The 25,191-nt window shown below is 61.5% G+C and carries 23 protein-coding genes and 1 pseudogene; 13 read left to right on the plus strand and 11 right to left on the minus strand.

Annotation, left to right across the window (positions count from 1 at the left end; translation table 11 throughout):
• Positions 1-24 precede the first annotated feature (24 nt).
• Positions 25-753 (minus strand): IS21-like element helper ATPase IstB, encoded by a 729-nt coding sequence (gene istB, locus AO692_RS14430; protein ID WP_054308547.1) that lies wholly within the window; start codon positions 751-753, stop codon positions 25-27.
• Positions 686-2,252: pseudogene (gene istA / locus AO692_RS14435) on the minus strand (IS21 family transposase). The gene istB and the pseudogene istA overlap by 68 nt, the downstream one beginning before the upstream one ends.
• A gap of 378 nt (positions 2,253-2,630) precedes the next feature.
• On the opposite strand from istA, the gene rpsU reads away from it, so the two are divergent.
• Positions 2,631-2,888, plus strand: a complete 258-nt coding sequence (gene rpsU, locus AO692_RS14445) for a 30S ribosomal protein S21 (RefSeq protein ID WP_054310759.1) — start codon at positions 2,631-2,633, stop codon at positions 2,886-2,888.
• 249 nt (positions 2,889-3,137) lie between these two features.
• Here the strand turns inward: rpsU and AO692_RS14450 are convergent, their stop codons facing one another.
• The 3 genes from AO692_RS14450 to AO692_RS14460 all read right to left on the minus strand — a co-directional run bounded on the left by AO692_RS14450 (position 3,138) and on the right by AO692_RS14460 (position 6,368).
• On the minus strand, positions 3,138-4,391 hold the full coding sequence (locus tag AO692_RS14450) for a HipA domain-containing protein (protein WP_054310760.1): 1,254 nt from the start codon (positions 4,389-4,391) through the stop codon (positions 3,138-3,140).
• On the minus strand, positions 4,375-4,692 hold the full coding sequence (locus AO692_RS32255; RefSeq protein WP_082407378.1) for a helix-turn-helix transcriptional regulator: 318 nt from the start codon (positions 4,690-4,692) through the stop codon (positions 4,375-4,377). Before AO692_RS32255 ends, AO692_RS14450 begins: the two co-directional genes overlap by 17 nt.
• A 311-nt stretch (positions 4,693-5,003) precedes the next feature.
• Positions 5,004-6,368, minus strand: a complete 1,365-nt coding sequence (locus AO692_RS14460) for a sulfatase-like hydrolase/transferase (protein ID WP_054310762.1) — start codon at positions 6,366-6,368, stop codon at positions 5,004-5,006.
• Between the two features lie 436 nt (positions 6,369-6,804).
• Here AO692_RS14460 and AO692_RS32260 point away from each other — a divergent pair, with 436 nt between their 5' ends.
• The 3 genes from AO692_RS32260 to AO692_RS14475 all read left to right on the plus strand — a co-directional run bounded on the left by AO692_RS32260 (position 6,805) and on the right by AO692_RS14475 (position 8,645).
• Entirely contained in the window at positions 6,805-7,548 is a 744-nt protein-coding gene (locus AO692_RS32260) for an MFS transporter (protein ID WP_280138618.1), read from the plus strand.
• 115 nt (positions 7,549-7,663) lie between these two features.
• The gene (locus tag AO692_RS14470; RefSeq protein ID WP_152979842.1) at positions 7,664-8,083 is read left to right on the plus strand and encodes a hypothetical protein; all 420 of its coding nucleotides are present in this window, start codon (positions 7,664-7,666) and stop codon (positions 8,081-8,083) included.
• A 16-nt stretch (positions 8,084-8,099) separates the two neighbouring features.
• Positions 8,100-8,645 (plus strand): DUF1629 domain-containing protein, encoded by a 546-nt coding sequence (locus tag AO692_RS14475; RefSeq protein ID WP_054310765.1) that lies wholly within the window; start codon positions 8,100-8,102, stop codon positions 8,643-8,645.
• 210 nt (positions 8,646-8,855) lie between these two features.
• Here AO692_RS14475 and AO692_RS14480 read toward each other — a convergent pair whose 3' ends face one another.
• The gene (locus tag AO692_RS14480) at positions 8,856-9,881 is read right to left on the minus strand and encodes a helix-turn-helix domain-containing protein (protein WP_082407380.1); all 1,026 of its coding nucleotides are present in this window, start codon (positions 9,879-9,881) and stop codon (positions 8,856-8,858) included.
• A 407-nt stretch (positions 9,882-10,288) separates the two neighbouring features.
• On the opposite strand from AO692_RS14480, the gene AO692_RS32790 reads away from it, so the two are divergent.
• The 3 genes from AO692_RS32790 to AO692_RS14495 all read left to right on the plus strand — a co-directional run bounded on the left by AO692_RS32790 (position 10,289) and on the right by AO692_RS14495 (position 15,856).
• Positions 10,289-14,734 carry an autotransporter outer membrane beta-barrel domain-containing protein gene (locus AO692_RS32790; protein WP_054310766.1) on the plus strand — a complete coding sequence of 1,482 codons (4,446 nt, stop codon included), beginning with the start codon at positions 10,289-10,291 and terminating at the stop codon, positions 14,732-14,734.
• A gap of 510 nt (positions 14,735-15,244) precedes the next feature.
• Positions 15,245-15,550 carry a DUF982 domain-containing protein gene (locus AO692_RS14490; protein WP_054310767.1) on the plus strand — a complete coding sequence of 102 codons (306 nt, stop codon included), beginning with the start codon at positions 15,245-15,247 and terminating at the stop codon, positions 15,548-15,550.
• A 21-nt stretch (positions 15,551-15,571) separates the two neighbouring features.
• Complete coding sequence (locus AO692_RS14495) at positions 15,572-15,856, plus strand: DUF982 domain-containing protein (protein WP_054310827.1); 285 nt, start codon at positions 15,572-15,574, stop codon at positions 15,854-15,856.
• Between the two features lie 208 nt (positions 15,857-16,064).
• On the opposite strand, the gene AO692_RS14500 is transcribed toward AO692_RS14495, so the two are convergent.
• The 3 genes from AO692_RS14500 to groES form a co-directional block, all read right to left on the minus strand.
• Positions 16,065-16,289: a hypothetical protein gene (locus tag AO692_RS14500; RefSeq protein WP_054310828.1), complete on the minus strand. Its 225-nt coding sequence runs from the start codon at positions 16,287-16,289 to the stop codon at positions 16,065-16,067.
• 65 nt (positions 16,290-16,354) lie between these two features.
• On the minus strand, positions 16,355-17,983 hold the full coding sequence (gene groL, locus AO692_RS14505) for a chaperonin GroEL (protein ID WP_054310768.1): 1,629 nt from the start codon (positions 17,981-17,983) through the stop codon (positions 16,355-16,357).
• Positions 17,984-18,030: 47 nt separating this feature from the next.
• Positions 18,031-18,345 carry a co-chaperone GroES gene (gene groES, locus AO692_RS14510; protein ID WP_054310769.1) on the minus strand — a complete coding sequence of 105 codons (315 nt, stop codon included), beginning with the start codon at positions 18,343-18,345 and terminating at the stop codon, positions 18,031-18,033.
• 693 nt (positions 18,346-19,038) lie between these two features.
• On the opposite strand from groES, the gene AO692_RS14520 reads away from it, so the two are divergent.
• A complete protein-coding gene (locus AO692_RS14520) occupies positions 19,039-19,317 on the plus strand; it encodes an usg protein (protein WP_054310770.1) in 279 nt (92 codons plus the stop codon).
• Here the strand turns inward: AO692_RS14520 and AO692_RS14525 are convergent.
• Together AO692_RS14525 and AO692_RS14530 are read right to left on the minus strand one after the other, a co-directional pair.
• A complete protein-coding gene (locus tag AO692_RS14525; protein ID WP_244483365.1) occupies positions 19,301-19,636 on the minus strand; it encodes a DUF982 domain-containing protein in 336 nt (111 codons plus the stop codon). The genes AO692_RS14520 and AO692_RS14525 overlap by 17 nt on opposite strands.
• A gap of 118 nt (positions 19,637-19,754) precedes the next feature.
• Complete coding sequence (locus AO692_RS14530) at positions 19,755-19,970, minus strand: hypothetical protein (RefSeq protein ID WP_054310771.1); 216 nt, start codon at positions 19,968-19,970, stop codon at positions 19,755-19,757.
• Positions 19,971-20,185: 215 nt separating this feature from the next.
• Between AO692_RS14530 and AO692_RS14535 the strand changes: the two genes are divergently transcribed.
• From AO692_RS14535 to trbB, 5 genes are all read left to right on the plus strand, one after another.
• Positions 20,186-20,680: an Hsp20 family protein gene (locus AO692_RS14535; protein WP_054310772.1), complete on the plus strand. Its 495-nt coding sequence runs from the start codon at positions 20,186-20,188 to the stop codon at positions 20,678-20,680.
• Between the two features lie 33 nt (positions 20,681-20,713).
• Positions 20,714-21,220, plus strand: coding sequence for an Hsp20/alpha crystallin family protein (locus AO692_RS14540; RefSeq protein WP_054310773.1), 507 nt, complete (start codon positions 20,714-20,716; stop codon positions 21,218-21,220).
• 461 nt (positions 21,221-21,681) lie between these two features.
• Positions 21,682-23,712, plus strand: coding sequence for a conjugal transfer protein TraG (locus AO692_RS14545; protein ID WP_054310774.1), 2,031 nt, complete (start codon positions 21,682-21,684; stop codon positions 23,710-23,712).
• Positions 23,713-23,816: 104 nt separating this feature from the next.
• Positions 23,817-24,230, plus strand: a complete 414-nt coding sequence (locus AO692_RS14550) for a hypothetical protein (protein WP_054310775.1) — start codon at positions 23,817-23,819, stop codon at positions 24,228-24,230.
• Entirely contained in the window at positions 24,227-25,189 is a 963-nt protein-coding gene (gene trbB, locus AO692_RS14555) for a P-type conjugative transfer ATPase TrbB (RefSeq protein WP_082407382.1), read from the plus strand. The genes AO692_RS14550 and trbB overlap by 4 nt, the downstream gene beginning before the upstream one ends.
• Positions 25,190-25,191: the final 2 nt, after the last annotated feature.

Consider the following 25,191-nt stretch of genomic DNA (forward strand, 5'->3'; position numbering starts at 1 on the left):
GCGCGGATCGGCGTTATGGGGTGATCAGGCGCGGTTCTTGAATCGCCAGGATTCGTTTCCGGTCTCGATGATCTCGCAGTGATGGGTGAGCCGGTCGAGCAGCGCCGTCGTCATCTTGGCGTCGCCGAAGACAGCGGGCCATTCGCCGAACGCCAGATTGGTGGTGACGATGATCGAGGTGCGCTCGTAGAGCCTGCTGATCAGGTGGAAGAGCAACTGCCCGCCGGCTTGCGCGAAGGGCAGATAGCCGAGTTCGTCGAGGACGACGAAGTCCAATCGGGTCAGGTAGTCAGCGATACGGCCCTGCTTGCCACCGCGGTGCTCGGTCTCGAGCCGGTTGACGAGATCAACGACATTGAAGAAGCGACCGCGCGTCCCGTTGCGGATGAGGGATCGGGCAAGGGCAATCGCCAGATGTGACTTGCCGGTTCCGGTGCCGCCGATGAGAACGGCGTTACGCTGGTCGGCGACGAAGGTGCCGTTGGCAAGGTCCCTGACCAGCACCTCGTTGACCGGCGTGCCGTCGAAGTCGAACTCCTCGATGTCCTTGGCGATCGGCAGCTTTGCGACGGTGAGCTGGTATTTGATGGAGCGCGCCTGCTTCTCGGCGATCTCGGCCGACAGCAGATCGCCGACGATCCTCGGCGGCTCGTGCTGGCGCTTGATGCCGGTCGCCATAACCTCGTCATAGGCACTGCGCATGCCGTAGAGCTTCAACGTTCCCATCAGATCCAGAACCTGCGTGCGTTCCATCAGCTTGCCCTCCTGAGGCTGTCGTAGCGGGCACAGTCGGCCTGCGGCTCATGGCGCAGGCGAAGAGCGTCCGGGGTGAGAATGGTGATGGCTGGCGCCGGATCGCGCCGCCGCGCCAGAATGTTGATGATGACAGCTGACGAGCAGACGTTCTGGTCGAGCGCCTCTTGGCAGGCGGCCTCCACGGCATCGATCCCGTCGGTCAACACCGCAGCCAGGATCGCCACCATCTGGCGATCACCGTCATCCGAGGACTTCAGTCGGCGCCGGGTCCGCTCCATCGCCGAGGGCAGAACCCAGTCCTGGAACGGCGCGCCATTGCGCAATGCGCCGGGCTTGCGGGCGAGCACGGGGACATAGTGCCAGGGATCGTAAATGGTCTCACCGCGCCCGAACGAACGGGCGTGTTCGGCGACGACAACGCCATCCTGCCGGATGACGATCCTGCTGGCATAGGCCTGGATCTCGACCGGTCGGCCCACGGCAGTCGACAGCACCGAGTATTTGTTGTTGTCGAAGCGCACCGTGCAGGTCTTCGATACCGAGGCGGGGACCGTGTGGAAGCCGTCGAAGGGGCCGCGATACTCGACAAGTTTGCCGCGCTCCTCCTCGAACACCTCCCAGATCGTGCGCTCCGGCTGATCGATATGACGGTGCGTCTTGGTGTAGGCGATGCATTTGTCGAGCAGCCAGGCGTTGAGTTCCTCATAGGATTTGAAGCGCAGCCGCGGCGTGAAGAAGCGCTCGCGCACCAGCCCGACCTGGTTCTCGACTTGACCCTTCTCCCAGCCCGACGCCGGCGTGCAGGCGACCGGCTGCACCAGATAATGGCTGCACATCTGCAGGAAGCGGCGATTGTATTGCCGGTCCTTGCCGACGAATACCGTCTCAACCGCCGTCTTCATGTTGTCGTAGATGCCGCGCGTGCAGGTGCCGCCAAAGAAGGCGAAGGCCCGGTCGTGCGCGTCGAACACCATCTCCTGCGTCTCGCGCGGATAGGCTCTGACGAACATCATGCGGCTGTGGCAAAGCCGGACATGGGCAACCTTCACGGTCACAGTCACGCCATTGATGAGGACGATCTCGTGGCTCCAGTCGAACTGGTAGGCTTCACCCGGCGCGAAGAACAACGGCACATAGGCTTCCGCCGTCGCTGATCCCTGCGCCTTCGCCCAGCTCTTGGCGTATCGGCGAACCGCGTCGTAGCTGCCGTCGTATCCGAGACCGCGGAGCTCCTCAAAGATTCGGATCAGCGTTAGCCGCTCGCGCCCCGCCTTGCCGTGATTGCCACCTAAAAGCCCGTCGAGCTGATCCTGCCAGGGGCCGATCTTTGGCATCGGCTGATGCTCACGCTCGTAACGGAACTCCGTCGCGTTCGACCGCAGCACCTTCCGGACAACCTTCCGCGATATCCTCAACTCGCGGCAGATCTCCTTGATCGACTTCCCCTGGACCAGCGAAAGCCGACGTATCTTCGCAATCGTCTCCACAACCAACATCCAAAACAAATGCCCCCGATGAAACCGAAGGCAGTGTGACAACCCTGCGTTACAGGGGTCCTTTTTGGACGCCGGTCACCCCTGAAACGGGGTCCTTATTCCACGCCGAAACACAGCGATAACAAAAATCTCGTTGAAAGGACGTTCGGCCATGGCCAGGGGACAAAAACGCAGCAATCGCGAACACCGGAAACCGAAACAGGCAAAAGCGGCGCCAAAAATTGATAGCCCGCTCGGAAACCAAGCCAGGTTTGCGGCAACCGTGATCATACCCCCGGAGGGGAAGAACTGACCAGGCGCAATCCCGCCGGAGTCGATACGGGCCCGTTTGCCGATGGGCCGAAAGCCCGTCTCCTGGCGGGCCATCAAGGAGATGCAATGCAGGTTCTCGTACGAGACAACAACATCGACCAGGCGCTGCGGGTCTTGAAGAAAAAAATGCAGCGCGAAGGGCTCTTTCGCGAAATGAAGGCCCGCAGAGCTTACGAGAAACCCTCTGAGAAACGTGTCAGGTTGCGAGCCGAGGCCGTGAGGCGGGCGCATAAGCTGGCTAAAAAGCGCGCGCAGAGGGAGGGCTTGTTACCTAAGCCAGCAGGGAAAGCTCCGCCAGCGGGGAGACCACAAGGCCGTGCGTAGCCCTCGCGAGCTTTTTATCGGATGATCATCACGAGGCTCGCCGGACGAGACGGTCACGCTCAAGATGTGACACTCGTTCCCGAAATGCCGCAGAAGCTTCGAGATCCAGTCCAGGACTGTCCTGGGTTCCGAACGACAACACCTGAGCCGATTGCTGAACGGCCGCTTGCCGCGGAATCCGGCCGAAACCTGTCAGTCCGCTTTCGGCCCCATTCCGGACATGGCTGCGAGCGGCCCGTCGTTCCTCCACTATCTACCGCATGTGCCGAGCATTGGGCTCATCGCTTTCACATGCTCATCGATCCGCTCGAGCACCTTCTCGGGAAGGACGGCCCGTTCCGGAAGATTCCACCAATGCTCGTTGACGCGCTCGACGACCTTGATCACCGTCTTCAACACGGCTGGCTCCGGCAAGCGCGCGCGGTTTGCGAACGTCTTCCATCGCGGCGCAGCGAGCGCCTTGAAGGAACGTTCGCCGCCGAGGGAGAGGGCCATCGTGTCGGCGGGAATATAGGGCACAGTCGATAGAACGTCATAGACCGGCGCAAGCTCTGGCTTGTCACCATTTCCTCGGTAGATCAGGGACCAGTTTTTGAGGTGCATATCGCCATTGCCGGTGATGACCGTCAACGCCAGGCGGCTTACGAATTCGAGCGCCGCGATCGGCGATACGGCTGCGCTCAATGCGGAAGCAATGTCATGATACGCAGCGCCTTCGTATTTGCGCGCGGGATAGATGCCGAAAACCTGCGCGAAATCCTCGATATGGATGCGCTCGCCACCCGCACGGCGGTCGAAGCGTTTGACGAGCAGAACTTTGCCGTCCGAAAGGGTGTCGAATTCCTCGGGAATTCCCTCGAAATCGGACTTCTCGACAAGCTCACGCTCAGGCACGTCCATGCCGATTGCTTCCGCCAGCGCCAGGTTGGCGAACTCGTTTTCCGAAACACCGGGAAATGCGGTCGACGGGAACTTGGCGATGTACTGGCCCTGCTCGTCGCCCATCGGCAAGGTCAACCCACCCCCCTTGCCGGTGTTCTTCATCACCGAGAGTTTCATCTGTACGCCTGCGAGTGAGAAACGGGCTTTTGGCCTTTCCTTTGATGCATCCTCGCCAACCGCCACCGTGCCATCGCTTGGCAGGACACGGACAGCACCGGGAAGGTCTGCGCCGAGCGCAGCCAGTAGATCAAAATCGTTTCCTGCGCGCACATTGCCGGCGTGATGCTTTTCCATCGCTTCGCGTAGTTTGTCTTCGGGAAGGAGGTTGGCGAAGAACGCTGGCAGCACGCCGGCGAGAGGCTTTGGATCCTTCCGTAACCCTCCGGTCGCCGCTCGGAAAGAAAGGCTGAGGACTGGAAAACCGCCGGTCGCGCGGTAGGCTTCCTCGAAGTTGAAGGCGTTGAAATCGCCAGGCGTCCTAACGATCGTTCCGACTTTTACGTCCTTCAACAGCACGTCGAGCGAGGAGATGGACTTCGGTCCCTTAAGCATCTGGGCCATGACTGTCCTCCTCGGCTTGAGAGACAAAGGCCGGCAGATCGTTATCATCATGTGGTCGCAGTAAGGAGTTGACTGCTGGAACCATGGCTTGTGGTATCAGCATCATCTCCAGGCCCAAAGCGCGGGCAACATTCACCAGGGTGGTCGCTCGCGCAGCTGCTACACCGGTTTCGATGTCGCGATAGCGCGGGCGCGATATGCCGGCCATGTCGGCGACCTGTTCCTGCGTCAGCGAGGCAGCAAGCCGCGCCCGCTTCAGCAGGTCGCCTATTTCGAGCAGTCCAGCTGACTCTGAGGGCATGGTGATACCTATACGTTTCTCATTGAAGCAAAATGATACGAATGGATATCATTTCCTCCTAATTCTGTCAAAAGAGGTATGATCTGTTTGAAGATCATAGTTGTGACAATTGATATGTTTGCAGCTCATAGCGAGCGCTGTTTTACCTATGCCGCTTCCCACGCCTGATTCAGAATCCGCGCGGCAAGTGCCGCTTTGTCCTGCGGCAGGAAGCGGCTAGCACGTGTTTGCGATCCCGGCATCGAAGCCCGCGCTTCAGCTTCCGTTCGATCGCTGGCGCGTCACGGCCGGAGCCAGCGGGCTCGCGTCCCCTAAAGCAACTGGTGTTCCAGCTTCTCAAGCAGCATTGCCAGCCGGTCTGCCTCGGCCTGCACAGCATCCCGGTCGCCGATATCGGCACGCGCGGTCGGCGGCGTCGCGGCGAGCTCGATGAGGTTCGTCGTCTCGTTGGGGTCGTGGCGCAGGTCGTACAGTTCCCATTCCTGGGCGGCCTGTCCCGAAGGGTCGAAATAGCGGGCGAGCTTGTAGCGTGCCGTGCGCACGCAGCGTATGTGGTTGGGTTGCCGCACGGCACCGGGCGTCATTTCCACCGGGCCCTTGCCCAGTATGCCTTCGCGCACGGCGTCGACGGTCTGCGCATAGATGACGAAGTCCTGCTCGGCCTTGCGCTGATGCGGGCCCAGCGTCGCGGGCAGCGGCGCGGTGATCTCGTCGTCGGTGATGAACAGCACGCCTTCGCGTGGCTCCCCGTCTGGGCCGATCACCGTGTCGTTCGGCCATTCCCCCTTGATGAGCGGGGTCAGGTCTATGCCCGGCAGCGGCGGCACCGGGCGCCTTTGCGCAAGCCGGCTATGGATGGCGTGCCGCTCGGCCGCGTCGACGCCGGCAAGGCCGAGCACGGTGGGCAGGATGTCGATATGGCTGGTCACGGCGTCGACCTGGCGGCTGTCCTGCGCGGCAAGCCGCGGGTCGCGGATCACCACCGGCACATGCAGCGCCTCGGCATAGACCGAGTGCCACTTCTCCATCATCATGCCGTGCGCGCCGGCATATTCGCCGTGGTCGGCCAGGAAGATCACCACCGTGTTGTCGGCCTGGCCGGTTTCCTCCAGCGTCTTCAGCACGGCCTCGATATGGGTGTCCACCACGGCATGCAGCCAGCCATAGAGCTGCAGGAACAGCCGGCAGTTCAGGTCCGGATCGTCGCTCAGCTGGAACGGAATGCAGCTTTGCAGTGCGGTCTTCACCGCAAGCGCCGCCACCTCTTCCGCATCGCCTCCGGCTCTTTGGGCGAGGCTCAAGCATGTCTTGGCGGCAAGCGCCAGCCCCATCTTGTAGGCATATTCGCGCTGGCAGCTCGGCTTGCCCGCCAGCGTCTCGTTCTGGGTCGGCGCGCCTAAAGCGCAATCCTGCGGGAAGCCGAGCGGGTTGAGCGGCAGCCGCGCCGTGCCGCCGACGGGCGCGGGCGTCCCGTCGCCGCAAGCCGGTATCGTCACCGGGCCGAAGATCGACTGCGTCGTCGGCTGGATGGTGGTGCCGCCCGGCAGCTCCACCGGCTGCGCTGCCGCGCCGGCCGGATAGGTGGCGATGTCATGCGGGTTGGCGAAGGAGACCACGGCAAGCCACGGCTTGTCGTCCGCCGGGTCGGGCCGCGTGCCGCCCGGATCGCGTTCCACGTCCAGCGCGTAGCGGCGGGTGCAGCCTCAGCACGCTCCTGGCTTGGGGTAGCCTCCATTGCAATGGGGGTTTTCGTCGTGGTGACGGCCGAGCAGCTGCCGATCGGTCTGTTGACGGGCGTGAGCCGGGATATCGGTATCTCGGAAGGACAAGCCGGCCTCATGGTGACCCTGCCAGGCTTCATCGCAGCCGTCGCGGCGCCGCTGGTTCCCATGGCCATCGGTGGACTTGACAGGCGGCTGGCACTGCTTGGCTTGATGGGACTCATGGGCGGTGCCAGCATTCTTTCGGCCGTTGCTCCGAGCTTCGTCACGCTGCTTGCGTCACGATTTCTCGTCGGATTGAGCATTGGCGGTTTCTGGGCGATTGCTGGCGGGCTAGCGCCTCGTCTTGTGCCCGCCGCATCCGTGCGGCGTGCGACCTCGCTTATTTTTGGTGGCGTTTGCCGCTGCGTCTGTTCTCGGTATTCCGATTGGTACCTTGATCGGGGAATATGCGGGCTGGCGCAGCGCGTTCATGGCCCTGGCGGCAAGCAGTGCTCTCGTCGTCGGATTGCTGGTCGCGATCCCACGGCTTCGGCCGGAGCGGGCTATCGGCGTAACGGTCCTTGCAACCCAGCTTCGGAGCGGAGCGGTAACTTCGGGATTGCTTGTCACGTTGCTGCTGGTTGCAGCGCAATTTGCTACTTACACTTACATCAGCCCAACTGCCCAATCCCTGATGGGAATCGAAAGCATGTTCGTCGGACCGCTCCTGCTTGGCTACGGCATTGCCGGCATCGTCGGCAACTTCACGATCGGTATGCGGGGCTCTTCCAATGTTGCAACAACCATGGTGCTCATCAGCCTTGCGCTTGCCGTTCTGATGATTGCGATAGCGACAATCGCCCAGCACCAAATCGCGGCTGTCCTGTTTGTTCTGGGTTGGGGATTTGCTTATGGTGGTGTGTCAGTCAGTCTCCAGACATGGATGCTACGGGCCGCGCCTGAAGCGGCGGAAGCTGCGACTTCACTCTGGGTCTGCGTATTCAATTTCTCCATTGCACTCGGTGCCTTGATCGGAGGTGCTGCGGTCGATCACATCAGCCTTGCGTCGGTCCATTTTGTCGGAGCGGGTCTGTTCATGTTGGCCGCGACGGTGGCTGCCTTGTCTCGTCATGTGCTGCGACCACGTGGTTGAACTTCAAGCTGCCTGATGAGTCTCGGGTTGTAGTGCATATGCACTGGGTTTCTGGCTGTTCGCCGAAAAATGTCGCCTTGTTGTTTATCCCGGCTTCGAGCTTCTCGACATCTCCGTGCCAGCTTCTGTCGTCACCAGTGTCAACCACTGCCTGGGGTTGAGCGAAACCGCTATTCTACGCCATCGACCTCGTATCGGTCGAGGGCGGGTCTTTGATGAGCAGCAGTGGGGTGATGTGGAGACGCGAAGCCTGGAAGAGCGGACTCGCGAGGCGGCCAACACGCTGCTTGTCACCGGTGCCAAGCGCGAACATCTGTTGCCTGATGCTCGCTGCGCAGCAAGGCGTCCGAAGCTGGTGGGCAAGGCGCGACGGTTCGGTTCCGTCTGCTCCGGAGGGACACTTCTTGCAAGCTTCGAGCCGCTCAACGGGCGTCGCGTCGCGACGCACCGTGATGTCTGCGCGCCGCTTGCCGCCGCCTTTGCATTCGTCGCCCTTGCCCCAGGGCTCTTTCGCGAGATGCAGTCGAAGTTTTAACCAGGAGGGTTAAGCAATGCCAATGACGATCCACAAGTTCGCTGTTCTCGAAGATCAAGAATGGATTTTTCCTGTCGATGACGACGATTTCGAAACCTTCTTTGCGATGGACGGACGTATCATCCAGGATTGGGCTCCCCCGGCCATGAGATTAGTGGAAACAGATGAAGGAGCGGACCAACCGAGCTATTCCGATTTTCCCTGGCTGGGCGAGCACGCGCCGATCCTGAAAAAGCCTGCTATGGAAGCTCTATTGCCGGTGCTGACCCAATACGGGCAACTTCTGCCGCTGAAGGGCGAAAGCGTATGGCTGCTCAACGTCACTACCGTGCTTGATGCCCTCGACAAGGAGAAATCTCGCATCGTCTATTTCGACGACGGCGACATCCTCGATATCGAGCGGCATGTATTCAAAATGGACATCATCGGAACCACCGAGATCTTCAAACTGCCGCGGCGGTCCTCAGCCGTCTACGTCACCGGCAGCTTCGTCGACAAAGTTCGGAGTGCCGGCCTTCGCGGTGTCGCGTTTGCCCCCGTCTGGACGAGTGAAGACGGGTAAACCGCTGCGATTATCTCTCCTTCTGAGGAGGGCGTGTCAGGATCTGACTTCCGCGTCGCGAAGCCGCATAGGTTTACGCGCTCGCGCAAGCCTAGTGATCATGGCCTTCCATCACGACAGCAACCGTCTAGACACGACCGCGCCCGCTCAGCTTCGGCGGCGGGTTCCATCCCATGCCCTGGCGCTCTTCACGGCAACCGGCGAAGGCGATCATAGGTTGAGATCGCCGCTTGCTCGCCGGGCCCTGGTCACGTCCATCCACCAGCGGTTTACAACTTCCGGGCTGGTCAATTGGGTCTGTGTCGATGCCTCGAACTGTAGCTTGCGATATTGACTCGCGGTCGTGCCGAACTGCAGGCGAAAGGCCCGGCTGAAATGGGCTTCGCTGTTGAAACCGAGATCTGAGGCAATTCGTGATAGTTTGCGTGTTTCGAGGGGATCACTCAAGGCTGCTCGCACAGCGACGAGCCGGCGCTCCTGAACGTAACGCATGATACCGCCGCGCGGAGCAAAGACCCGATAGAGTGTTGCTCGCGAGATGCCAAGCTTCTCCGCCAGGAAATCCGGGGAGAGCTTGCCGACCGCGAGATTGTCGCGGATTGCAGCCTCGGCCAAGGACAGCAGGTCGCCCTCGGCATGTCGCGAATTTCCGGCCTCAGAGTCTTCCTGAAGCAACAGCCGCCTGAGGAACTGCGCCGCGTTCGAGACGGTGCCCGCAACCTCGTGTGGCGAAATCTGGGAACTGCGTTCCTGCAGCGAGCGCATATAGGCGGTGAGAAGTTCGTTGCGTCGCGGATCGAGGCGCGGCTTCAGCGTACCCGGCGATATCGAGCCAAGAACGCGTCGGGGCACAATGAGGGTCAAGGTATTGGATGCGAACGCGCGGGTCCGTACCTCATGTGCCAAGTCGATCACCGCTACTTTCCCAGGTCCGATAGAGGTTTGCTCGCCGGAGATCATTCCGTTGAAACCACCGCTCATATAGAGATGCAGCAAGATGTGATCCGGCGTCGACGCGATGCGGTGCGCATCTCGGACAAATGCTTGCGCAGCGAACGACACTTTCGCGATGACCATATCGCCAAGAATCGCGCCATTCGCCGATCCCGTGGGCAAGCTTTTGCTGCGTGTCCACGGTCTCGGCTCGAACAGGGGAGACAGCACTGCGCTCCAGGTCGCGAAGGCCTTTTCGTCATCGAGGCCGGTGGTCACATAATAGAGCCTGGGTATGGTCATGGTTGAAAGGAATTCTTGTCGCCGCCAAACGCGAGATGAAGACGCGCAAACCAACCCGAAACCGAGATGCACCGCAAGCGACGGGATGGGCGTCCTGGACGCCTTGCTACCGTTCCAAGGCATGCGAGTGCAATCTCGATATTTCGTCAAATGATTGACCGAGCGTCTCAAGGCAGCCGACGAGGCTGGCCCGGCTGCTGACATTCCCGCTGAACTCATGCTTGAAGCGCGCTTGTGATGGGGATGACGCCGCGTCCGCGGCGTGTGCTTGGGTGGTTCAATTGCATATTCTTTCTGACGTGGTCGCTTCCGGCTCTCGTGCTCCGAAGTCGCTTGGGAGCTTTCAAAATTCGACAAGAACTGGGGCGCGCTCCGTGCTTGTTGCGGATCGCGCCTGGCGTCGAAACTTGCTTGTCTGCACAGCGCTCTTCGGCGTCGTGGTGATCGCAAACGACGCTGTCGCGCAATCGGCCGGCGGGCGCGGCGGCGATGGAAACCACGACAGCATCGGAGGCGCTGGCCAGACTTTCGGCGTTACGGGAGGATCGGGTACAGACTCGCTGTACTACCGTGGCGGCGGCGGCGGTGGTGGCGCCGGCGCGGCAGGCGGCAAGGGTGGCTCCAACACCGGCGCCGCTGGCGCAGCAGGTATCGATGGCGATGTCGGCAATCCCGTTGGAAGCGATGGTGGCGCTGGCGGCAATGCCAACTATGGCGGCGGCGGGGGCGGTGGAAGCGGGGTTCGGGCGACCGCAGCCGGCACAGTGGCGATATCGAATGCAACCGGCGGCAACGGTGGCAATGGCGGAACGACTTTATACAACAACTATGGGGCCGGCGGCGGCGGCGGCTCGGGCGGCTACGGTGCCGGCCTGGCGCAAGCGGCCACGACGCTCGATGTCTCCGGCGCGGTGCAAGGAGGCAATGGGGGCGCTGGCGGTACCGGCTATGGCGACTTGAACGCTGGTGGTTCCAGCGGCGGCGGCGGTGATGGCGGCGGTGGTGTCTATTTTGGGTCGAGGGGGTCGAGCCTCAACCTGCTCGCTGGGTCCGTCGTGGGTGGCACTGGCGGCAACGGCGGTACAGGTGGTCACCGTAATGGCGCTTCCGGGCGCGGAGGCAACGGCGTCGATTTCATCGGCGCTGGCAACAATGCGGTCTTTGCGGCCGCCGGCACGACGATCCATGGCGGCAATGGCGGCGCCGGAGCGGCTGGCGGCGCGGGTATCGTTGGCAGCGGTATCGCCGTCATCAATGATGGTACGATTGCCGGCGGATATGCAAACCTCGGCGCAGCCGGTGCGGTTCGGGCCGACGCGATTGTCTTCACCGGAGGTTCGAACAGCCTGACGCTCGGCAATACCGGAACAATCGAAGGCAACATCGGTATCACCGGAACACTGTCCGTCGACCCGGCTGCGACCGGGGCCGAAGGTGTAACGCTAAGCACTGTCATCCACGACGCCACGGGCGCTGGCAGCCTGATCAAGTCCGGGACCGGGAGGCTGGTGCTCACGGGCAACAACTCTTACACCGGCGGCACCACTGTGGCTGCCGGCATCCTCAACGCCGGAAGCGCTGGCGCGCTTGGAACATCCGGCACGCTCATCTTCAGCGGCGGCACGCTGCAATACAGCACAGCGAACCAGGAAGACTATTCAAGCCGGATCTCGACTGCCGCCGGTCAGCAATACAACGTCGACACCAACGGCCAGAACATCACTTGGGCAACGGGCTTGGCATCCGCGGGCGGCAGTCTCACCAAGTCCGGTACCGGTACGCTGACGCTCGGTGGAAAAGCCAACTACACGGGCGACACACTCGTGGCAGGCGGCACTTTGCAGTTCGCTCACGAGGCGCGTCTCGACGGATCCATCGCGGTCGCCAGCGGCGCGGCTGTCGCGTTCGACACGCCAGCAACCGTCAGCGTTGGGGGGCGGGTCGACCTCGGCGACACGACCGCGCTCGCGATCAGGGCCAGTGGCGCAGACCCATCGTTAAAAACCGGCGGTCTGGGGATAGGAGCGAATGTCAGCCTCAATCTCAGCGGTATCTCCGATCAGAGCCGTGTGAACCAGGTGCTGATCGACAGTACGTCGGTCATCCAAGGCGATTTTGCCACGATCAGCGTCGGTGGTTACAGCGGTGTCGTCGACTATCTCGCTGTAAATACAAGAAAATCGGCCGACGGAAAACAATATCTGGCGAGCTATGACCTAAGCTGGACGGCCAACAACAACTTGGCTCACGGCACTTTTACGCTGACCGAGGCGACGAACAGCTTCACCATCGGCGCCGATCTCACAGACCAGATCGCCAACCCTGCAACGGGCTGGGATGGGAAATCGCTGACCAAGATGGGCGATGGCACGTTGGTCGTGGCGGGCAACAACACTTATAGCGGTGGCACGACGATTGCCGCCGGCATCCTGCAGATCGGCGAGGGCGGCAACGAGGGGTCGATCGCCGGAGACATCGTCAATCATGGTGCACTCACCTTCTATCGCTCCGGCACGCTGGCCATGGGCGGCATCATCTCCGGCAGCGGGAAGCTCAGGCAGCTGGGCGCGGGCACGCTGGTGCTGACCGGCACGAACAGCTATCGCGGCGGCACAGACATCGACGCGGGCACGCTGACAGTTTCGGCGGACACCAATCTGGGGGATCTGTCAGGAGGGCTGGCTTTCTCCGGCGGTACATTGAACACGACCCGCAGTTTCGACACCGGGCGCGCCGTGACGCTCGCTGCGAGCGGCCGCTTCGACGTGGCTGCAAACACCGCCCTTGGCTTGTCGGGGCAGGTCTTGGGCGGTGGCGACCTGATCAAGGCCGGCTTCGGCACGCTGAAACTCATGAACGGCGGCAACGCCTACGGCAACACGATCGTCGAGGCAGGATCCCTCGTCGGTGATGCCTCGTCCATTTCCGGGCATGTCGGCAACGCCGCGTCGGTGGTCTTCGACCAGGCCATAGACGGGACCTTCGCCGGCGACATCGGTTCTCTCGACGGCACTCGAGGCTTGATGGTCAAACGCGGCGCGGGTGCGCTGACGCTTACGGGCGCGTCCGCACTCGATTGGACGATAGAGTCCGGACGCCTGACGACGGCGGCAAACCGCTTCGGGGGCAACATCGCAATAGGCTCCAGCGCCAGCGTCATCTTCGACGAGCAGGCGGACGCGCGCTATGCGGGAACGATTGCCGGCGATGGCAAATTTACCAAATCTGGCTCCGGTGCGCTGAGCCTTACCGGCGATAGCTCAGGTTTTGAGGGTTCGACCGTCGTCGCCAAGGGAATCCTGTCAGTGGACGGTTCACTCGGAGGTTCGATCGATGTGATGGCCGGCGCCCGGCTGCAAGGCAAGGGAACCATGGGTAGGCTGAGTGCCGGGCAGGGCAGCACGATCGCTCCGGGCAATTCCATCGGGACGCTCAGCGTGGCCGGCGATGTCACTTTCGCGGCAGGCTCCACCTACGAGGTCGAGATAGCCGGCAACGGCACGAGCGATCGGATTGCGACCAAGGGCAAGGCCACACTTGGCGGCGCGAAAGTTGCGGTGGTCGCATTGGATGCAGCGACCAGCTATCAAGACGGTCGCAGCTACATGATCCTGATGGCGGATGGCGGCGTTGCAGGCAGTTTCGACCCGGCGGTGTTGTCGCGTTCGGCGTTCCTGGATGCGACGCTGGTCCATGGTGCGAACGCGGTCGACCTGAAAATCGCCGTCAAGGGCGCGAAACCCCAGGGACCTGTCTTCGCGAAAGTTGCCGACACCTTCAATCGCGGGCAGACCGCGGCGGCGCTCGATACGCTCCGGCAGGACGGCCAGTCGCTTGCGCTCTATAACCGGCTGCTTCCGCTTACGGCCGACGAGGCGCGGCTGGCCTTCGACAGTCTTTCCGGCGAGGTGAATGCCTCGGCGATATCGGGCTTGGTTGAGGACAGTCATTTTATACGCGATGCTGTAAACGACCGCCTCCGTGCTGCCTTCGAAACAGCCGGCGCGGGGCAATTGCCTTCGGTAGACGCAGCAGCGCAGCAACCTGTGGCATCCGAGCTGAATGGGGTGTGGGGATCAGCGTTCGGATCGTGGGGCAGCGCGGACGGTGACGGTAATGCGGCTGGTCTTGACCGTTCGACGGGGGGCTTCGTCACAGGCGTCGACGGTCTTGCCGCCGACGCCTGGCGTCTGGGCATCCTGGCGGGCTACAGCCATTCTTCCTTCAAGGTCGAGGATCGCAAGTCGTCTGCAGCCAGCGACAATTACCACTTCGGCATCTATGGAGGGGGACAATGGGACGCGCTCGCTCTTCGATCCAGCCTGGCCTATACGTGGAGCGAGATCGACAGCCGCCGCCAGGTGGAGTTCCCCGGCTTCATCGACGGCGTGAGTGGCAGCCAAAGGGCAGGAACCACGCAGCTTTTCGGCGAACTGGCCTACAGTCTCCAGGTCGGTCGCGCTGCTTTCGAACCGTTTGCCAATCTGGCCTACGTCAACGTGCGTACCGAGGGGGGGCTGAGCAAGGAGGCGCTGCAGCACTCGGCGTGTATAGAGCCTCGAACGATGTCGCGTTCACAACCCTGGGCGTGCGTACGTCGATGGCTTTTGATCTCGGCTCAACCGCTGCGACGGCACGCGCAATGGTCGGCTGGAGGCATGGTTCCGGCGACATCGCGCCGGCGGTCCGCCAGGCCTTCGTCGGCTCCAGCGTTTTCGCGATCACCGGGGCGCCGATCGCTAGAAATGCGGCTGTGCTCGAGGCCGGGTTCGACTTTGCAATCGCGCGCTCGGCGTCCCTCGGGTTGTCCTATCAGGGCCAGCTGGGCGCCGGATCGCATGAGCACGGGGTGAGGGCGGATTTCGACCTGCGTTTCTAAGGCTCGCGAGGGAGCGACCAAACAGCCTGTGATTTCGGGTCGAGCTGCGGCGGCTCAAGCTGTCATGCCGACCCCAGCTTTGCGCCTGCATTGCGGTTATCCGGTCGACCTCCATCACCAGCCCAAAACCGCCATCTCTCCTGCGGTGAAGTCAAGCCGATTGTAGTATTGCTCAATGGCGGCCGTGACTGCGCCCCGGTCCCGTTCGGCCCAAAGCTTCACCACGAAGAATTGCCGGGCCAAGGCGAATGTCGGTCTGCATGAAACTGACCGGGGGCGTTTCCGAAAGCAGGTGCCACTTAAAGGTTGCTTGATGGACCCACGATAGACATGCTGGTCGTAGGATTACGGCTCGCGCGCCAATTTTGCCGCGACCCGTCTTGACGCCGAAAATCGAGCTTCACATATTTTTCTCAGGTCGTTGCCGATCTCAGGGGCGACCATTTCTCAACGAGCTGAAATCGTTCAACCATTGGAGGTTTCAATGAGCGAGAGAACATTCGAGAACCTTGTATTTGTCACAACCGCGGAAGGTCTCACCCCGGACATCTCCTGTCTGGAGGATGCCTGCCACTTTCGCGACAAATGGCCTGGGCACCGCCATCGCGCGATGGATGAGACGGCGGTGCAAGCACGCCGTCAAGCATTCGACGGTCAAGTACCGATGAAGAAAGCGCAGGTCGCGTTTGCCGGCTTCGCCCGCTCGGCGAAGAGCCTTCAGAATATCTCCACGGCGATGCTCCGGATGACCTGGGCGAAAGCCGGCGAGACTGGCGGTGTGGCCGCCTGATTGAGAGAAGGGGAGGATATGATGCTTTCTCAACCCTTCGAAAAGCCTGTACGCGTGTGGGTCGGGCTTGGCTTTCCGCGCCAACTGAACTCCGTCGTGGACGCCTACCAGTTCGTCATGGACTGGTGTGGCAATAGCCCGGAGCAAAGGGCGGCGATCCGCGCTTGTAAAGCGGCACTGACCGGCGAGATCGACGCAGAGACTGCGCGTGGGATCTTGGTTCAGTTCGCCAGGAAGAAGGACATCCTGGTCGAAGAAGAAACAATGCCGTCGACGGTAAATTCCGGACAATGGTTGCGCGTCTGATCCGCAGGACGATCCAAGGGCGGCGGCCATCAGGACGCCGCCCTTGATTTATAGGGGAGCATCCAGGCCATCATGCGCCGGCTGCACGCGGGCGCCACGAAGCTGACCATTCTCGCTGTCAGCTTCATGGCTTCCACTGAGAGGCGCGCGGCATCTCGCTCCGATTGGCACGCCAAAGGGAGACGAGGCTCGAATTCGGAGCAATCAGTTACCCGGCCGCAGATGCTTTCGAAGCCGCCGACACATGCTGCGCGGCAAGGAACATCAGCGTCGAGGCAGCGGTACGCCGATTCCAGCCGGCGGACTCGGCCATGTCCAGCAAGTCGGTCAGCAGCGGCTTCAAGACGCCGCGGCATTCCGTTTCATAGGCAAGGAACTCGTTCGCCGCGTGTGTCGGCGGCGGAACGGGTCCGCTGTCAGTTATCTTGTTCACGGTAATCTCCAGGCTATCCCCGAAAACCCGCTCCCGCTGGCGGAAGCGGGTCATTTTTCCATGCGCTAGAAGTCCATGCCGGCGCCGGCAGGTATTGCAGGCGCGGCTTCCTTCTTCGGCTTTTCGGCCACCATCGCCTCGGTGGTCACCAGCAGGCCGGCGACCGAAGCCGCATCCTGCAGCGCGGTACGCACCACCTTGGCCGGGTCGATCACGCCCTGCTTGTAGAGATCGCCATATTCGCCTGTCTGGGCATTCCAGCCGTAGGCGAAGTCGGCCTTCTCACGCAGCTTGCCGACAATGATCGAACCTTCCGCGCCGGCGTTCTCGGCAATTTGGCGAGCCGGCGCTTCGATGGCGCGACGGACGATATCGACGCCGTATTTCTGATCTGCATTGTCGGCCGCCACTGTGTCGAGCGTCTTGACGGCTCTCAGCAGCGCCACGCCGCCGCCGGGCAGGATGCCTTCCTCCACGGCCGCACGGGTTGCGTGCAGGGCGTCGTCGACACGGTCCTTCTTCTCCTTCACCTCGACCTCGGTTGCTCCGCCGACACGGATCACTGCGACGCCGCCGGCCAGCTTGGCGAGCCGCTCCTGCAACTTCTCGCGGTCGTAGTCGGAGGTAGTCTCTTCGATCTGGGCCTTGATCTGGGCCACACGGGCCTTGATCTCCTCCTTCCTGCCAGTGCCGTCGACGATGGTCGTGTTCTCCTTCTCGATCACCACCTTCTTGGCGCGGCCCAGCATCTGCAGGGTGACGTTTTCGAGCTTGATGCCGAGATCCTCGCTGATCGCCGTGCCGCCGGTGAGAATGGCGATGTCCTCCAGCATGGCCTTGCGGCGATCGCCGAAGCCTGGTGCCTTGACAGCAGCGACCTTCAGGCCGCCCCGCAGCTTGTTGACGACCAGCGTGGCCAGAGCCTCGCCCTCCACGTCCTCAGCGATGATAAGCAGCGGCTTGCCGGACTGGACGACCGCCTCGAGCACCGGGAGCATGGCCTGGAGATTACCGAGCTTTTTCTCATGGATGAGTACATAGGGCTCTTCCAGCTCGACCCGCATCTTGTCCTGATTGGTGACGAAGTAGGGGCTCAGATAGCCGCGGTCGAACTGCATGCCTTCGACCACTTCCAGCTCGGTCTCGGCGGTCTTGGCCTCCTCGACTGTGATGACGCCTTCATTGCCCACCTTCTGCATCGCTTCGGCCAGGAAGCGGCCAATCTCGGCATCGCCATTGGCCGAGATGGTGCCGACCTGGGCAATCTCGTCATTCCTGGTGATCTTGCGGGCATTGGCCCTGAGCTCTGACACGACGGCTTCCACGGCCTTGTCGATACCGCGCTTCAAGTCCATCGGATTCATGCCCGAAGCGACGGCCTTGGCACCTTCTCGGACGATGGCCTGAGCCAGCACTGTAGCGGTGGTCGTGCCGTCGCCGGCAAGGTCGTTGGTTTTCGAGGCGACTTCGCGCACCATCTGTGCGCCCATGTTCTCGAACTTGTCCTCGAGCTCGATTTCCTTGGCGACGGTGACGCCGTCCTTGGTGATGCGCGGAGCACCGAACGACTTGTCGATGACGACGTTACGGCCTTTCGGACCGAGGGTCACCTTGACGGCATTGGCGAGGATATCGACACCGCGCAGCATGCGTTCGCGCGCGTCGGAATTGAATTTGACTTCCTTGGCAGCCATGGGATCACTCCTTCAATAGGCAGTTTTCTTGGAACGGTGGCCCGTGCTCATGCCGCTTTCTTCAGCGTCGCGGATGTTTCGATCACGCCCATCACGTCGCTTTCCTTCATGATCAGCAGATCTTCGCCGTTGAGCTTGATTTCCGTGCCGGACCATTTGCCGAACAGGATGCGGTCGCCGACCTTGAGGTCGAGTTCCACAAGCTTCCCGTTTTCGTCACGCGCGCCGGAGCCCACGGCGACGACTTCGCCCTCCTGTGGCTTTTCCTTTGCGGTATCGGGAATGATAATGCCGCCAGCCGTCTTCTCTTCGGCTTCAACGCGGCGGACCAGGACACGGTCATGCAATGGACGGAACGTCATATCGTTCTCCTTCAGGACAAACAGATTGTTGAGGTTCCTCCACACCGGACCGGCAATATCGGGCCGGTGCGGGGCGCCAGCGACCCCTCTCAGGCATCGCGTGCGCATATCGAGCTAGTTTTGCAATTTTCCGGTTTCAAGAGGGGACGCAAAAAAATTTGGCACTCGCACCGACAGACTGCTAGCGCCATGAAAACATACGGCTAATCGGGATCTAGCCGTGTATATTCCTGCTTGAATTTTCCAACTGCCCGAACAAAATTATCCGAACTCTCGCCGAGCAATAGTCGGCGAAACTCAGCATGCACAAAGGAGCTTTCAGAAAACGGAGGACTGAGATGGAAACGCTTTCGCCGATCATCCCTTCCCTTGTTCCTGAAACGTCTGATCTCGCGCTTGACCGTCTGTTGTCGCCGGGAAGGCATTTCAGACACCCAGACGATGTCCTGAAGGACGAGACCCTCGACCTGCAGGAAAAACGCGCAATCCTGTCGTCCTGGGCCTCGGATGCCTGCGCCGTGGAATCGGTTCCGGCTCTGCGACGGCCGCCGGGAGCCGACCAGCCCGTTTCCTTCGATCGGATCATGGATGCGCTTTGTAGGCTCGATTTGGCGCCTGTGTCGCGTTCGGCAGGCGATCCACGCGCCATTCCCAACCATGTGACGCATGAGGTTCAAGGCAGAGGAGACGTATATGGTCACTGCGGTCAGTAGGGAATTCCGGCTGCAGATGCAGGGATATGGGCTGACCACGGCCGAAATCCACTACCATCTTCCGGATCATCCGAGCCTGCTGCAGCTCTTCATCTGGCAACAGTACGATCTGGCGCCCGACTTCCCGGAGCTGAAAGGCTTCCTCGGTTATTGGGACCGCGAACTGGAAGGCGCGCTACACTCCGTGCGCGTGGCCCATCATCGCCTCATCACCCCTTCGGAATGGCGCGCAGTGAATGGCGTCATCGCCATCCACTGAAGACGGTCTCAGTCCCTAGATTGTTGATCTGCCGTCCCAGGCGCGACTTGCGGGAAGAACGCGTCGCCGACGGGATCAACCCGGCTCGCCTGGCGGCCTTGAGGAACACCTTGTGCGCATCGCGGGCACTGCGCCAGCCGTCCAGCGCATCGCGACAAGCGCGTTCCGCCGCGCGCCAGCTGCGGCCGCGCGCCCATTGAGGCCACTGTTGATCCAGGCATTCCAGAGCCTCAAAAGTGCTGGCGACGTTGCGCGAAGCGGTGAGAAATTTGAGAGTAACAGGTTCGGGGAACCGAACGTCGTTCATCACTTCCTCCATTTTTGACGTCTTTTGCGAGCAAGCAATTGGACGGCGTCATCGACGCGCATCCGTCGTGGAAATGGGGATTCCGCGCGGCACATCAAGATCGAGACCTTCCATGACGGCACCGGAGCGCTCAGTCTTCCTGGTCGGAGTCCAGCAGTTCGATCAGTTCCGCAACGCGCGTTCCAGGCAGCGGCCTTCCTTCCCCCATCAGGGCTTCGTCCCCGTTGAGCCAGGCCCAGGCCTCCCGCAGTTCCCCATAGGAAGCGTCGGTGGACAGGATGTCGGCGATAAGCGTTTCGTCCGCCTGCCCGAGGACAGATACGATCTCTTCTCGCGTCATTGGCATGGTCGCTCTCCTGTCAAACCTGAAGGCGGATTGCCCAGATGACGGCAAGACAATGCGTATCGGAGAAGGACGTTCCGGCGACGGACCTCTTGACGTGCGGAAAGCGAATTCCCAGATCGAATTGGCCGGCGCCCTCAGGGGCCGGCAACGGTCAAGGAGCGCCGCATCCTTGGCGCTCCTCGTACCCATGTTGCTCAGCAATGGAGGATATGGCTATGAGAACTGCTTTCGACTTTTCCCCGCTCTATCGGTCGAGCATCGGCTTCGATCGCGTTTTCGACATGCTCGAGAATGCCAGCCGTATGCCAGGTGCCGATAACTGGCCGCCTTACGACATCGCCAAGTCGGGCGAGGACGCCTATCGGATCACCATGGCGGTGGCGGGCTTTGGTCAGGAAGACCTGAGCGTCGTGCATGAGCGTAACATCCTTGTGGTCTCCGGTGAGAGAACTGGAGAAGACAATGGCGAGTACCTGCATCGTGGCATCGCCGGACGCCCGTTCGAGCGTCGCTTCGAGCTTGCCGACCACGTGAAGGTGACCGGTGCCAGTCTCGTCAACGGCTTGCTGACGATCGATCTCCAACGCGAGATTCCCGAGGAAATGAAGCCACGCCGCATCGAGATCGGCAGCGGCCAGGCCGGATCCCGCATCGAGACCAGGACAGCCGTGGTCGCAGACAAGCAGGCTGCCAAGAAGCAGGCCGCCTGAGGCGATGGCAAGATTGACGAAAGGAGAATGACGATGAGCGTACGCGATCTTATTCCCTGGGGACGCGAGCAGAGTCGAGTCCCGAGCCTGTTCCGCAGCGACGAGCGCGATCCGTTCCTATCTCTGCACCGGGAAGTGAACCGGCTGTTCGATGACGTTTTCCGCGACTTCGACGGACAGCTGCCGTCCTTCGGCAGATCGACTTTCCTCGGCGGAAACTGGCCGAGTGTCGAGATTTCCGACAATGAGAAGGAAATCGAGGTCACGGCCGAGGTGCCGGGCCTGGAGGAAAAGGACATCGAGGTTCTGCTCGATGACGGCGTGCTGATGCTGCGGGGTGAGAAGCGCTCCTTGTCCGAAGACAAGGACAGGCAGTTCTCCGAGCGCTATTATGGCCGCTTCGAGCGTCGTATCCCCCTCGGCTACGAGATCGAGGAAGACAAGATCGACGCCCGCTTCAAGAACGGCGTCCTGTCCGTGACTTTGCCGAAGACGGCGAAAGCGCAGTCACAGGCGAAACGTATCGAGATCAAAAGCTGATATTCTACAACATGGGAAGCGATTGGCACCGCTTCCCATGTTGTCCGCATCGATTGCATTTAGGCCCGTTCTTGCTGTGCAACGAATAACTGCATCATACCGGGAATTCACTCGAAAGCTTATTCACCGCGCAATGAAATAAGCGGCGACCTAGCCATGAATGCGCTCGACTGCCTCACGAAAATAGGCGAGTTGCGCTCTCTTTGTTGAAGTCGTCGACGAGAGTAGATAACCGGTGAACCTTCGACCGACGTGGCCTTGATTGACATAGGCAAGTTGGTCCCTATCGAACGGCCGCTCGCTCCACCTTCTCTCGAAAAGCGGTCAGACTGCAAACGGCCCCAAACAGGCCATTCGTGTGAGGTCTGCAAGCAGCCAATAGCGCAAACGCTTACGTGAGATATCTTCGACGCTGTCGCATGAAACGCCATTCTGTTCTGCTCTAGGTGGAGTAGAAATCCATGACCCCCACGAAGCTTCTTCTCGGCCAAATTGCCGTCGTGTTGGTGATCATTGTCCTTGGCGTCTGGGCTGCGACGCAATGGTGCGCTCACATGCTGGACTACCAGCCGCAGCTTGGGCCACCCTGGTTCTTGGTCGTGGGATGGCCGTTCTACGAGCCATGGAAACTCTTCGAATGGTGGTTCCATTTCGAAGCCTATGCGCCTGAGGTCTTCGATAAGGCCGGCGCTCTTGCCGGCTTCAGCGGCTTCCTGGGCTGTGCCGCTGCGATTGCCGGATCGCTATGGCGCGCGCGGCAGCGGGGATTGGTCACCACTTATGGCTCTTCCCGATGGGCCAAGGCGCAGGAAATCGCGGACGCAGGGCTATTCCGGCCCGCTGGCGTGTTTCTGGGCAAGCTGCAGGAGCGATACCTCCGCCATGACGGGCCAGAGCACGTCATGGCCTTTGCGCCCACGCGCTCGGGCAAGGGCGTCGGACTGGTCATCCCGACCCTGCTTTCCTGGACCGGCTCGACCGTCATCCACGATATCAAGGGCGAGAACTGGCAGCTGACGTCCGGGTGGCGGTCGAAGTTCTCGCACTGCCTGCTGTTCAATCCGACCGATCCACGGTCGGCGCGCTACAACCCGTTGCTCGAGGTTCGCAAGGGGCTTGATGAAGTCCGCGACGTCCAGAACATCGCCGATATCCTCGTCGACCCTGAAGGCGCGCTGGAGCGGCGCAATCACTGGGAGAAGACCAGTCACTCTCTCCTCGTCGGCGCCATCCTGCATGTGCTCTACGCCGAGGAGGACAAGACGCTTGCCCGCGTCGCGACCTTCCTGTCGGATCCGCAACGATCGTTTGCCGCGACACTGCAGCGTATGATGAGCACCAATCATCTCGGCACGGCTGATCGCCCGCAGGTGCACCCCGTGGTGGCTTCGGCCGCACGCGAAGTGCTGAACAAATCGGAGAACGAGCGCTCGGGCGTGCTCTCCACCGCAATGTCGTTCCTGGGGATTTATCGCGATCCGACCATAGCGGCAGCCACGTCAGCCTGCGATTGGCGCATCGCCGATCTCATGGATGCTCATCGACCGGTATCACTTTACCTGGTCGTGCCGCCGTCGGACATTTCGCGCACCAAACCGCTGGTACGGCTGGTCCTCAACCAGATCGGCAGGCGCCTTACCGAGCGGCTGGAAGGCGATCCTGGGAAGAGCCGCAAGCATCAACTGCTGATGATGCTGGATGAGTTCCCGGCGCTTGGGCGCCTCGACTTTTTCGAGACGGCACTGGCCTTCATGGCAGGCTACGGCATCCGGGCTTACCTGATCGCACAGTCCCTGAACCAGATCTCCAAAGCTTATGGCGAGAACAACGCCATCCTCGACAACTGTCATGTGCGCATCGCCTTTTCCTCCAACGATGAGCGCACAGCCAAACGCATCTCGGATGCTCTCGGCACGGCAACGGAACTGAGATCCATGCGCAACTATGCCGGCCACCGGCTGGCGCCGTGGCTGTCGCACGTGATGGTAAGCCGGCAGGAGACTGCGCGACCGTTGCTGACACCGGGCGAGGTCATGCAGTTGCCGCCAACTGATGAGTTGCTGCTGGTTTCGGGTCTGCCGCCGATCCGCGCGAAGAAGTTGCGCTACTACCAGGATCAGAATTTCGTCGAGCAGGTGCTGCCTGCGCCCTCGCTGGGCGAGGGGCCTTATGTGGATCGTCCTGCATCGCGCTCCGATGACTGGACGGGACTGATATGCGGCGTGGATCACCGTCTCGCGGGTGAGAACGGAGTGGCCGGCGGGACAATTGACGACGAAGGCGGCGTTCAGCAGCAGCGCCATCCTGGCCTGCCGGAAGAGCGTCCTGTCGTTGCTGACGAACCGGAGCAAGACGATCTGTTCAAGCCAGCCGACGATGACAGCGAGGCGGCAGCCGAAAAGCGCGTGATGGACCGGATTTCCAATGTCTCGCGGGCTTACGGCATCAATGAGGGCAAGGGGGATGAGAGGGACGTCATCCCGGGCTTCTGAGCCGAAGCGCATTTCGGCGTAGATAACGGCTCTAAGCATTTTTCGGCCTCTGTCCGATGCTTGTTCCTGCCGCCGGCACCAGCCGGCTTTTGGAACGAGCTGCCATGAAACCGAGCCGCATTCGCCATCAGTTCTCGCTCGACGCCGAGCTAAGCGAGGAACTGGTAAACCTCAGCCGCAATCCCTCCACCACCAAATCCGCGATCCTGGCAAAGGCGGTCAAAAACCTTGTCGAGCAGCGCGGCGAGAATGAGCTCGACCGGCGTTACGGCATCCGGCTCGATCGGCTTTCCCGCGATCTCGGGCATGTCAGGCGTGATGTCGAGATCATCCTGGAAAGCCTTGCGCTCTTCATCCGCTTTTCCATCACGCTCCATGCCCATACGCCGGTCCCCGACAAGGCCACGCAGGCAATTGCCCTGGAGCGTTTCGACAAGTTCGCTGAACAGGTTGGCCGCCAGATCGCTTCCGGAAGACGCTCGCTCGACAAGGATCGCGGCGAGGGAGGCGAAGGATGAATCCCGAGGCCGACCTTCGTCGACGCGCCATGCTACGCACCGCCATGGGTCCGGCAATCACTGAAGCCCTTGCCGATCCATCGGTCATCGAGGTGATGGTCAATCCCGATGGAGCGCTACGGCTCGACAGGCTGGGCGACGGGCGGATCGAGACCGGCGTCAGTATGCACCCTTCCGAAGCTGAGCGCATTATCCGCCTGGTCGCCTCTCATATCCGGGCCGAGACGCACCAGGACAACCCGATCGTCAGTGCCGAGTTGCCCTCGGGCGAACGCTTCGAGGGACTGCTGCCTCCGGTTGTCACCGCGCCATGTTTGGCCATCCGCAAGCCCGCGGCAAAGCTCTATTCGCTGACCGACTATGTCGCTGACAAGATCATGCTGCCGGTCCAGGCGGATGCGCTGAAGAAGGCGGTTCGCGAGCGCCGCAACATCCTGGTGGCCGGCGGCACGTCGTCGGGCAAGACAACGCTTGCCAATGCTCTGCTTGTAGAAGTCGCGTCGTGCGATGAGCGGGTGATCCTGATCGAGGACACGCGCGAGCTGCAATGTGCCGCAAAGGACTGCGTGGCTTTGCGCACGAGGAAGGGTTCGGTCACGCTCGCCGATCTCGTTCGTTCGACGCTGAGGCTGAGACCCGACCGCATCATTGTCGGTGAGGTTCGAGGTGCCGAGGCACTCGACATGCTGAAAGCCTGGAACACCGGCCACCCAGGTGGCATCGCCACCGTCCACGCGAACTCCGCGCGCTCGGCCCTCTACCGCATCGAGCAGCTTGCCCAAGAAGCCGTCATCACGGTTCCGCGCCGTCTCATCGCCGATGCCATCGACCTGATTGTCTTCATCGCCGGCCGCGGCGCCAGTCGCCGCATCGATGTGATCGCCGAGGTCTCCGGTCTCGACGGCAACGGCGACTACGCCGTCACCCAGCTCACGCTTCCGCAACTCCAGCAGTTTTGAAG

The sequence above is a fragment of the Mesorhizobium sp. 1M-11 genome, assembly GCF_001303895.1.
GTDB lineage: Bacteria > Pseudomonadota > Alphaproteobacteria > Rhizobiales > Rhizobiaceae > Mesorhizobium.

What these genes read in the sequence shown, in the direction of transcription:
- istB (WP_054308547.1), bottom strand. Translation starts at nt 753, where the DNA reads ATGGAACGCACGCAGGTTCTGGATCTGATGGGAACGTTGAAGCTCTAC.
- rpsU (WP_054310759.1), top strand. Translation starts at nt 2,631, where the DNA reads ATGCAGGTTCTCGTACGAGACAACAACATCGACCAGGCGCTGCGGGTC.
- AO692_RS14450 (WP_054310760.1), bottom strand. Translation starts at nt 4,391, where the DNA reads ATGGCCCAGATGCTTAAGGGACCGAAGTCCATCTCCTCGCTCGACGTG.
- AO692_RS32255 (WP_082407378.1), bottom strand. Translation starts at nt 4,692, where the DNA reads ATGCCCTCAGAGTCAGCTGGACTGCTCGAAATAGGCGACCTGCTGAAG.
- AO692_RS14475 (WP_054310765.1), top strand. Translation starts at nt 8,100, where the DNA reads ATGCCAATGACGATCCACAAGTTCGCTGTTCTCGAAGATCAAGAATGG.
- AO692_RS14480 (WP_082407380.1), bottom strand. Translation starts at nt 9,881, where the DNA reads ATGACCATACCCAGGCTCTATTATGTGACCACCGGCCTCGATGACGAA.
- AO692_RS14490 (WP_054310767.1), top strand. Translation starts at nt 15,245, where the DNA reads ATGAGCGAGAGAACATTCGAGAACCTTGTATTTGTCACAACCGCGGAA.
- AO692_RS14495 (WP_054310827.1), top strand. Translation starts at nt 15,572, where the DNA reads ATGCTTTCTCAACCCTTCGAAAAGCCTGTACGCGTGTGGGTCGGGCTT.
- groL (WP_054310768.1), bottom strand. Translation starts at nt 17,983, where the DNA reads ATGGCTGCCAAGGAAGTCAAATTCAATTCCGACGCGCGCGAACGCATG.
- groES (WP_054310769.1), bottom strand. Translation starts at nt 18,345, where the DNA reads ATGACGTTCCGTCCATTGCATGACCGTGTCCTGGTCCGCCGCGTTGAA.
- AO692_RS14520 (WP_054310770.1), top strand. Translation starts at nt 19,039, where the DNA reads ATGGTCACTGCGGTCAGTAGGGAATTCCGGCTGCAGATGCAGGGATAT.
- AO692_RS14525 (WP_244483365.1), bottom strand. Translation starts at nt 19,636, where the DNA reads ATGGAGGAAGTGATGAACGACGTTCGGTTCCCCGAACCTGTTACTCTC.
- AO692_RS14530 (WP_054310771.1), bottom strand. Translation starts at nt 19,970, where the DNA reads ATGCCAATGACGCGAGAAGAGATCGTATCTGTCCTCGGGCAGGCGGAC.
- AO692_RS14535 (WP_054310772.1), top strand. Translation starts at nt 20,186, where the DNA reads ATGAGAACTGCTTTCGACTTTTCCCCGCTCTATCGGTCGAGCATCGGC.
- AO692_RS14540 (WP_054310773.1), top strand. Translation starts at nt 20,714, where the DNA reads ATGAGCGTACGCGATCTTATTCCCTGGGGACGCGAGCAGAGTCGAGTC.
- AO692_RS14545 (WP_054310774.1), top strand. Translation starts at nt 21,682, where the DNA reads ATGACCCCCACGAAGCTTCTTCTCGGCCAAATTGCCGTCGTGTTGGTG.
- AO692_RS14550 (WP_054310775.1), top strand. Translation starts at nt 23,817, where the DNA reads ATGAAACCGAGCCGCATTCGCCATCAGTTCTCGCTCGACGCCGAGCTA.
- trbB (WP_082407382.1), top strand. Translation starts at nt 24,227, where the DNA reads ATGAATCCCGAGGCCGACCTTCGTCGACGCGCCATGCTACGCACCGCC.